General features: G+C 33.9%; 7 protein-coding genes. 2 read left to right on the forward strand and 5 right to left on the reverse strand.

Annotated elements, in window-relative coordinates:
• A partial coding sequence (locus tag AC3DU7_RS29195) for a hypothetical protein (protein WP_488042755.1) occupies positions 1–202 on the forward strand: 202 nt, incomplete at its 5' end.
• A gap of 99 nt (positions 203–301) precedes the next feature.
• Here AC3DU7_RS29195 and AC3DU7_RS29200 read toward each other — a convergent pair.
• The 5 genes from AC3DU7_RS29200 to AC3DU7_RS29220 form a co-directional block, all read right to left on the reverse strand.
• Positions 302–793 (reverse strand): PIN domain-containing protein, encoded by a 492-nt coding sequence (locus AC3DU7_RS29200; RefSeq protein ID WP_488042756.1) that lies wholly within the window; start codon positions 791–793, stop codon positions 302–304.
• On the reverse strand, positions 790–1,035 hold the full coding sequence (locus AC3DU7_RS29205; protein WP_488040043.1) for a UPF0175 family protein: 246 nt from the start codon (positions 1,033–1,035) through the stop codon (positions 790–792). The genes AC3DU7_RS29200 and AC3DU7_RS29205 overlap by 4 nt, the downstream gene beginning before the upstream one ends.
• A 16-nt stretch (positions 1,036–1,051) precedes the next feature.
• The gene (locus AC3DU7_RS29210) at positions 1,052–1,201 is read right to left on the reverse strand and encodes a hypothetical protein (RefSeq protein WP_488042757.1); all 150 of its coding nucleotides are present in this window, start codon (positions 1,199–1,201) and stop codon (positions 1,052–1,054) included.
• A gap of 101 nt (positions 1,202–1,302) precedes the next feature.
• Positions 1,303–1,428: a hypothetical protein gene (locus AC3DU7_RS29215; protein ID WP_488042758.1), complete on the reverse strand. Its 126-nt coding sequence runs from the start codon at positions 1,426–1,428 to the stop codon at positions 1,303–1,305.
• Between the two features lie 264 nt (positions 1,429–1,692).
• A complete protein-coding gene (locus AC3DU7_RS29220; protein ID WP_488042759.1) occupies positions 1,693–2,280 on the reverse strand; it encodes a hypothetical protein in 588 nt (195 codons plus the stop codon).
• A 238-nt stretch (positions 2,281–2,518) separates the two neighbouring features.
• Here AC3DU7_RS29220 and AC3DU7_RS29225 point away from each other — a divergent pair.
• A partial coding sequence (locus AC3DU7_RS29225) for a hypothetical protein (protein WP_488042760.1) occupies positions 2,519–3,326 on the forward strand: 808 nt, incomplete at its 3' end.

Raw genomic sequence — 3,326 nt, forward strand, 5'->3', positions numbered from 1 at the left:
GGCTTGCTCGGGGGGCAAAATTCAGTATCAAAAAACTTTTCAGATATCCTCTAAAGCTTTTAACTACGATCCGGAATTAATATTAGCTGATTGTCTGGAGAGACAAAAGCAATTTGAGAAAGAATGGCAAGGGAAAATCAAAATCATTAAAACTCCTTTGAAAAAAAGAAAAGAAAATAGTGCGGGAGAAAACACAGTGTGAGCGTCTCGCTCACGCAATACAGGAGCAAAACCATAACGGGAGCAAGATGCTCCCACTGGCTAAAAATTGAATCTTAACCAACCACTACTACAACATTGATTAACTATATTCCCCAGCAATTTTCAAGACTTGGTTGTACAGAGGTTTTGCTACCCAGAAACCAGCTTGATGAATGAGCTGATCTAACAAAGGTTTAACTTCAGGAATCAGTTTTCGACCTTTAGCCGCAATTAAAACTCCTAAAACCCCTGTACATCGTAAATTTAATCTCTCTGCTGCCTCCCTACCCTGACGCTCGTCAATCAAAAGTTTATCTGCTGACATTTCTACTGCCAAAGCAATGGCTTCAACTTCACCCGGATCTAGTTCTTTTTCCAAAAGTTCTACTATAGTTTGGTTAGTAACTGAGCGAATTGAAATCCAACTATATGTTTGAACTTCAGTTGCACCAGCTACCGGAAAAGTTGTTTCTGTCAATTCTTTGTAAACTGCTGTAGGAATAATCACATTACCGTATATTTGCTGCAACAGATTTAATTGGTTAATAGAGGCTAAGTTATTGATAGCTGAAGTATCGCTAACAATAATCATAATATCCCCATCTCTTGTAAGTTTTTAATGTCTTTTTCCAAATCTTTTATGTCATAATGAACTGGAATTTGACGACTAGCTAATAAATGCTGAAAAGCAATTCTATTCATGTCAGCAAACCGACTAGCTTGACCTAAAGTCAGTTTTTCTTTTTGGAAAAGCATAACAGCTATTTCCAGTTTCATCTCAGATTCCGTCATTCTAGTCGCACACAAAATTTGATCGGAAATAATAATGCTCATGTTCAACAATTAATAATTAACAATTAATAATTATATCAACTATTTTGAATATTGTATTTTCCACAGCATTAATAAATGTCTGTGCAATTTCTACTCGACGCTCTGCATAAAATTCAACAGCTTCAGAATATTCTGTTAAAGCAGCAGGATGAAAAACATATTTCATTATTCTAAAATTCGCCTTACTTCAGCTAAAGCTTCCTCTCCAGGGATGGGTAAAATATCACCATTCTTAATTTCATTTCGACGTTTTTTAGCCTCATTTATCTAAGTAGTTTGAATAGTTTCATCTATGTCAAACTCCAGACTTTCAATCAACTTTTCAACTAAAAGTGACCTCTGTATATTCGGTAAAGACAAAGCTTCTTTAATTAGTTCTTCGACAGATAGCATAATTATTATTCCAAAGATTATGAACATTAAACTTGTAAAAAATATGGTCGGCAAATTGTGAAAACTTAACTATTAATTTCTAGAAATTATTGTTCTTTACCGAATAATCAATAATTAATAATTAAATAATTTTGGTTTAAAGCCTCCCCTTTTAAAGGGAAAAAAAAAGAAAATATTCCTTATATTCAATCAAGAACGGTTTTAACCAGAGGTAATTATCAATTATCCATTATCAATTAATGAACCCCTCTTTTCTAGAAAAATCTATTCTGTTCTTGATAGAGAAGTAGCAGTAATAATTAAAATTTGTTCCTGCGGTTTAAACTCCATCTTACTAACAATATAACGACTTTTTTTAGGCTCCCTGATAATAGTTCGACATGGACATTTTCTGTCATCAAACCAAACCACAGTTTCCATTTTAACAACTGCAACACCTTTTTCTGCATCCTCCCATTCCAAGCCATCCATTCGTAATTGAAAACGTCGGGGTGTACCTTTCATCTCTACTTCATCCCCACGAAGCTTAATAAACTTACTAGAAGCTGGCCACCAAATTTCTCTATTAAATTCAATCCAGTCAATATTAGCGATCGCTTCTTCAACAATGCTCTCACCTTTTTTAATAGTAATATTTTGAGAATTAATATCTGTTACTTTACCCGATCTACTATCACCATCTTTTAGTACAACTGTTGCCTTAGTAGGGAAGGAAAAAGGAATAGGTTTTTCGGTTGATTTAGCTTCAGCTTCTACAATAAGTTTAGGGTTAGCAATTACTTGTCTTCTATCTTGGACTCCTAAAATTAGGCAGATCATGAGGAAAATTATGATAATTTTATTTATCTTCATAGTTATACCAGATAAAAATATTAATTACTACTAATATGTTTAACCACTGTGTTAGTGAAATTTTCCGGAGGTAGCCTTAACAAAGTAGGGGCGTTACGAAGTATGCGAAGCAAACGGCCGTTCGCCCCTGCAGAACTTAGGGGATTTGAGCAAGCATCCAAAAACATTCGTAACACACCATTGCATAAAGTTAAAAGTTGTTAGTATAAAATTATAAAAAAATCAGAATTTATAGAAAATGTTTGCTAAAATAGCTAGTTTATTAAGTGTATTAGGAGTAGGCTTATATTTCACAGGTTGGATTTATCGTTGGGCTTACTTCAGTTATTTTCAACTAGAAGTAACTACTCTAGATTTACCATTTGAATCATTTTTAATTGTGCCAATACAAGTATTTTTCGGCAACATATCTAGCGGAGATATTTCTACTATCTTGCGCACTATTAAGATAGCGATCGCCACTTTTATCATCATCATAATTAGTTTCAAAATAATTCAATTTTTTACCCAAGGATTGGCAAATATTATTAATCAAATAATTTCTTGGTTGTTACGAAAAACATTGAAAACCAAACACCATATAATTAATCGTACCCTCCTTTCATTTCCCAATTTTCAACCAATTAATGATGAAAAATATGACAAAGTTTTAATTAATGAAATAGTCATAGTCGCCTGGTTATTAACAGCCTTATTCGTCCTCGGTCAACATCAGGGAAAAGTTGATGCTATTCGAGATTCGCGCAACGAAACATCATCTCTTCCAGTAGTCACTTTAATAACTCCAGAAAATCAACTACCATTAGGCAGAAAAATTAATGATTTGACAGACGACCCGAATAGGAGTAATTTTCGAGTAATCGGAGATATAGAATTATATAAAGAGTTATTCCTACGAGATTACAATGACAAAACTCAGCCTAAATCTCTCCAAATTATCTGGCGACTTCTATTTGATACAGATGGTCAGTATTATATCTTCCCCTCCCTCCCAAAAAATGCTCCATCAAATGTTAGCCCTTCAGTGGTAATTATTCAGCAGAGCG

The organism is Okeania sp., assembly GCF_983059655.1.